The sequence below is a fragment of the Stenotrophomonas sp. PS02300 genome (assembly GCF_029959395.1).
GTDB classification, from domain to species: Bacteria; Pseudomonadota; Gammaproteobacteria; order Xanthomonadales; family Xanthomonadaceae; genus Stenotrophomonas; species Stenotrophomonas maltophilia_AD.
In genome coordinates, this window is sequence record NZ_JASCOP010000188.1 from 1 (window position 1) to 5,664 (window position 5,664).

General features: G+C 68.4%; 4 protein-coding genes. 2 read left to right on the forward strand and 2 right to left on the reverse strand.

All coding sequences use genetic code 11. From position 1 onward, the window contains the following. Positions 1–108: 108 nt before the first annotated feature. Complete coding sequence (locus QMX79_RS19735) at positions 109–747, reverse strand: hypothetical protein (RefSeq protein WP_282248288.1); 639 nt, start codon at positions 745–747, stop codon at positions 109–111. A gap of 123 nt (positions 748–870) precedes the next feature. On the opposite strand from QMX79_RS19735, the gene QMX79_RS19740 reads away from it, so the two are divergent. Next, the gene (locus QMX79_RS19740; RefSeq protein WP_282248289.1) at positions 871–2,193 is read left to right on the forward strand and encodes an MFS transporter; all 1,323 of its coding nucleotides are present in this window, start codon (positions 871–873) and stop codon (positions 2,191–2,193) included. Between the two features lie 62 nt (positions 2,194–2,255). Next, on the forward strand, positions 2,256–4,502 hold the full coding sequence (gene ggpS / locus QMX79_RS19745) for a glucosylglycerol-phosphate synthase (protein ID WP_336618880.1): 2,247 nt from the start codon (positions 2,256–2,258) through the stop codon (positions 4,500–4,502). A gap of 66 nt (positions 4,503–4,568) precedes the next feature. Here the strand turns inward: ggpS and blaL2 are convergent, their stop codons facing one another. After that, positions 4,569–5,468, reverse strand: a complete 900-nt coding sequence (gene blaL2, locus QMX79_RS19750) for a L2 family extended-spectrum class A beta-lactamase (RefSeq protein WP_282248292.1) — start codon at positions 5,466–5,468, stop codon at positions 4,569–4,571. Between the last annotated feature and the right edge of the window lie 196 nt (positions 5,469–5,664).

Genomic DNA, 5,664 nt, shown 5'->3' on the forward strand with positions numbered 1-5,664 from the left:
GCCGAGCATGGTATGGGTCAGCAACGGGTGCCGGGCGAGGTTTGGCGCGCGTTGACCGGACGGCGGCCCGACCAACGGTCGGGCCCTACCGGCAGGCGGCGAGCGGCATTATGGGGCAGGTGGCGCCTCGGCGCCCCACGGGGCCGGCGGCAATGCCACCGGATGTGCGAGGTCGAACACCACCTGGAACCTGCGTCCACCCGGGCGGGTGAGCTCGTACACGAACGTCTTGTCCGGCTCGACTTCCATCGCCCACGTGTTGGTCACCGACGCTTCCATGCCGGCCTTGCGGAACATCGCCACCGAATCGGCATCCACCGGGAACGACTGGCGCTGCGCGGTGCCGGGCGGCGCACTGTCGCCGCCGTACATCGTGACCGCATCCGGACTGCCATCTGCATGGCGGTGATCGTGCTTGAGGCGCAGCCCGGTATCGGTGCGGCTCAACACCCACGTGCGCGAGTGATCGTCACCCACGTGGAAGGGAATACGCAGCGTATGCGAGGCGTCATCGCAACCGCGCACATGCATCACCAGGCGCTTGCCATCGAACGGATCCGGCCCGGTGCCCTTCGGCTCATTGACGGCGATATGGCCTTCGAACGCCTTGCCGCAATGCGCGGCAACAGCAGCGAGAAACGCGTCGGCCGGCGCCATCGCAACATCGTGGGCCACGCTGTCACGCTGGCCACCACACGCGGCGAGCAGGGATGCAGCCGCGAGCGGCAGGAACTTGTACACAGTCATGCGGACACCGTAGCCCGCATGGGCGCACAGCGCAAATCCGCGCCATCGGCGACAAAGGATTAATCACGTCTGTGTTAGGGTCGTTGTCGTGACCGGTTCGCCTTCCCCACGAAGGTCGCACGCGTGTTGCGGCTGACCGCCCTGCTGACGGGAGTAGCGCTGCTTTTGACGGGCAGCGGGCTTCTGGGCACCTTGCTGGCGGTAAGCGGCGGTGAAGCCGGCTTCGGTGCCGGTACGTTGGGCCTGGTGATGTCCGGTTATTTTGCCGGCTTCTTCATGGGCACCTTCTTTGCTCCGTCGCTGATCGGCCGTATCGGGCATATCCGTGCGTTCGCCTTCTTTGCCGCCCTCGCCGCCATCGCGGTGCTGCTGCATCCGCTGTGGCTCAACGCCTGGCTGTGGGGGCTGCTGCGCATCATCACCGGCATCGCGCTGGTGGGCCTGTACACGGTGATCGAAAGCTGGCTCAACGCCGAGCCGGATCCGCGCCAGCGCAGCCGCGCCTTCTCGCTGTACATGGTGGTGAATCTTTCCGCGCTGGCGCTGGGCCAGATCCTGCTGATGGTCAGCAATGCGCCGGCCATGTCGATGTTCATGCTGATCGCCATGCTGGTCTGCGCCGCGGTGCTGCCGATCACCGCCACCCGGCTCACCCCGCCGGAAGTGCCGTCTGTGCCGCGCCTGACGCTGTCGCGGCTGTACGCGATGGCGCCGGTGGCCACGGTCGCTGCCGGGCTGTCGGGCCTGGCCATGGGCGCGTTCTGGGGCCTGCTGCCGGTGTATGCCGGCGAGGTGGGCCTCAACAATGACGGCGTGGCCCGCTTCATGCTCACCGCCATCGCCGGCGGCGCGCTGCTGCAGTGGCCGCTGGGCCACATCAGCGATGGCCATGACCGTCGCGTCGGGCTGGTGGCGCTGTGCGTGGCCGCCGGCGGCATCGCGGTCATCGCCGCGCTGCCGATGATCCAGGTGCAGACGTACCTGTTGTTCGGGCTGTTCTTCTTCTATGGCGGCCTGGCGTTCTCGCTGTATCCCTTCGCGGTGGCGCACATGCTCGATTACCTGCCGCGCCAGGACCTGCTGTCGGGCTGTTCCAGCCTGCTGCTGGTGCACGGCGTCGGCGCGGCGATCGGCCCGGCGTTGGCTGGCGCGGCCATGCAGCAGTTCGGTCCGGCCGCCCTGCCCCTCTATTTCGCCGGGGTGCTCGGCGTGCTGGCGCTGTTCACCACCGCGCGCCTGCTCAGCTTCGACCGGCTGCGCACGCACCCGGTGGTGTTCCGGCTGATGCTGCGCACCACGCCGGCGGCGCTGGAACTTATTCCTGAAACCGATGCTGTTGCGCCGCCGGACGGCCACCCGACCAACGGTCGGGTGCTACCGGCGGACGACGCACCGGCGGATACATCCCCCCCTTCACCCATCGACTCCGATAAGGAAGTGCATTGACTGTTTTGGCACCCACCCCGTCCACCTCATCCCGCACGCCGGCGGCTCCCCCGGCCCAGCAACTGATTCTCGCCACCGACCTGGATGGCACCTTTCTCGCCGGCGACGCCGCCGCGCGCCACCGCCTGTACCGGCTGGTCGACCAGCACCCCGGTATCCGCCTGATCTTCATCACCGGCCGCGGGCTTGAAGCGGTGATGCCGCTGCTCTCCGATCCGGCCATTCCCCGCCCCGATTACGTGGTCTGCGATGTCGGCGCAACCGTGGTCGATGGCCACACCCTGCAGCCGCTGCAGCCCCTGCAATCGATGATCGACGCGCACTGGCCGGGTGAGCAGGTGGTGGCCGCCGCGATGCGGCCGTTCACCGCGCTGCAGCGCCAGGACGTGCCGCAGGAGCGCCGCTGCTCCTACTTCTGCGACCCGGCCACGCTGGCACCGCTGCGTTCGCAGATCCAGGCCGCCGCGCAGGCGCTGGGCTGCGACGTGCTGTATTCGGCCGACCGCTACCTGGACATCCTGCCGCCGGACACCGACAAGGGCCGCACCCTGGCTGCGCTGGCGCGCCTGCTGGACCTGCCGCGTGACCGCATCCTGGTGGCCGGTGACACCCTCAACGACCTGTCGATGTACACCGCTGGTTTCCGCGGCGTGTGCGTGGGCGATTCCGAACCGGCGCTCACCGCCGCCACCACCGGGCTGGCGCACACCTACCATGCGCAGGCACCGGGCTGCGGCGGCATCCTGGAGGCGATCGAACACTTCGCCCTGCTGCCGGCCGACGATGCATGGCTGAAGCCGCCGGCGGCCAAGCGCGCCGAAGGCGCCGACCTGGTGATGCTCTACCACCGCATGCCCTTCGATGAAGTGATGGAAGACGGCGTGCTGGTGCAGCGCCCACCGCGCTCGCCCAACGGCATCATTCCCTCGCTGCTGAGCTTCTTCCAGGGCGGCCAGACCGGTTCGTGGGTGGCCTGGGGCATCGACGACCCCAAGCGCGGCCCGTTCCAGACCCACATGGCGGTGGACGCCGAGCGCTACCCCACCCTGACCGCCGCGCGCGTGCCGTTGACCCGGCAGGAAGTGGACATCTTCTACAAGCGCTTCTCCAAGGAAGCGTTCTGGCCGATGCTGCATGTGTTCTGGGAACGCGCGCGCTTCCGCGAGGATGACTGGCAGGTGTTCCTGAAGGTCAACCGGCGCTTCGCCGAGGCCACCGCGGCCGAAGCCGCGCACGGCGCCACCGTGTGGATCCACGACTACAACCTGTGGATGGTGCCGGCCACGCTGCGCGAGCTGCGCCCGGACCTGAAGATCGCCTTCTTCCACCACACCTACTTCCCGTCGGCCGATGTGTTCAACGTGGTGCCGTGGCGCCGCGAGATCATCGGCAGCCTGCTCAGCTGCGACTACATCGGCTTCCACATCCCGCGCCAGGTGGAGAACTTCGTGGATGTGGTGCGCGGGGCGATGCCGGCCGAACGTTTGTCGTGGGAAAGCTGCGCGCCGCGCTTCCTGACCTATGGCTGCGCGGTGGGGCTGGATACCATGACCACGCGCATCCGCGTGGGTGACCGTGAAGTAGCCTTGGGTGCGCACCCGGTGGGCACCGACCTGCGCCGCATCCACGACGTGCTGGCCCGGCCCAGCGTGCGCAACGACATCTTCAAGCTGCGCCGCGAGATCGGCGCGCGCAAGCTGGTGCTGTCGGTGGAGCGGCTGGATTACACCAAGGGCACGCTGGCCAAGCTGGAGGCGTTCGAGCGGCTGCTGGAACAGCATCCGGACCGCCAGGGCAAGGTCACCCTGCTGATGGTGTGCGTGCCGGCCGCGCGCGAAATGACCGTGTACCGCACGCTGCAGAACCAGATCGAACAGGCGGTGGGCCGCATCAACGGCCGTTTCTCACGGCTGGACTGGACCCCGGTGCGCTTCTTCGCGCAGGCATTGCCGTTCGAAGACGTGGTGGCGCATTACGCTGCCGCGCAGGTGATGTGGATCACCCCGCTGCGCGATGGGCTGAACCTGGTGGCCAAGGAGTTCGTGGCCACCCACGGCATCGAAGGCAGCAATGGCGTGCTGGTGCTGAGCGAATTCGCCGGCGCGGCGGCGGAGTTGAAGGGCGCGGTATTGACCAACCCGCACGATCCGGCCGACCTCACCGCCGGGCTGCTGCAGGCACTGTCGATGCCCGACGAAGAAGCCGGCGGCCGCATGCGCCAGCTGTTCGGCACCGTGGAGTACCACGATGTGGATCGCTGGGGCCGCGAGTTCCTCAATGCCGTCAAGGAGACCAGCCAGCCCGCGTAGCGACACGCCACGCGTGTCCCGCGCAATGCCCGATCCGGGCCCGCGCGGGACACCCACGGGGTGTCTCTACACGCCGATCAAGCGCTCCGCGATCACCGCCACCTGGCGCAGCACGTCGTTGCGCCCGGCATCATCCACCGTGGCGCCCTGCAGGTAGCTGGTCAGCACCCACGGGGCGCCGCCGGCCAGCGGCCACAGGATCGCGATGTCATTGGTGGTGTCTTCGCCGTTGCTGCCGGTCTTGTCACCCACCCGCCACGCCGGCGACAGCCCGGCACGCAGGCGCGTATCGCCGGTTTCGTTGTCGATCAGCCAGTCGGCCAGCTGCAGGCGCGACGCTGGCTTGAGCACATCCCCCAGCACGAACCGCTGCAGGCTGGCCGCCATCGCGGCGGGGCTCGTGGTATCGCGCGGGTCATCGGGCGCGAACCGGTTCATCTCCGGCTCCAGCCGATCGTTGCGGGTCACCGCATCGCCATTGGCGCGCAGGAACGCGGTCACCCCGGCCGGCCCACCGACCACACCCAGCAGCAGGTTCGCCGCCGGGTTGTCGCTGGTGACCATGGTCGCGCGGCACAGATCGCGCACGGTCAGGTCCTTGCCCACATGGCGCTTGGTCACCGGTGCGTGCGACAGCATGTCCTGCTGGTGAATCGGCAGCCGCCGGTCCAACGACAGAGTGCCCTGGTCGGCCAGGTGCAGCACGCAGGACGAGAGCACGAACTTGAAGGTGCTGCACATCGGGAAGCGCTCGTCCTGGCGATGACCGATGCGGCGGCCGCTGGCGGTGTCGAGCAGGGTCACGCCGAGCCGCCCGCCGCTGGCTTTTTCCAAGGCGGCGAAATCGGCTGCCTGCGGCTTGTCACCCGCCAGTGCGGTCGGAGGCGCTTTGGCCAGCACGGTGGCGGCCAGGGCCGAGGCGGCGGCAGCACCGGACCATTGCAGGAATTGGCGGCGGGCAATCATGGGCGGTTCCTTGTTGGGCAGGGCTGCAGTATCGACATGCGGCCGGGCGCGGCACCAGCGCGAAATTTGAAGGAGAGGCATTAGTTCGAATAATGCCTGGTAGCGCCGACCGTTGGTCGGCCCAAGCGGTGCCGGACGCAACGCCAGCGGTGATTTCACCCGGCTGCGTAAAGGACCGTCTGGGCCGGCCAACGGC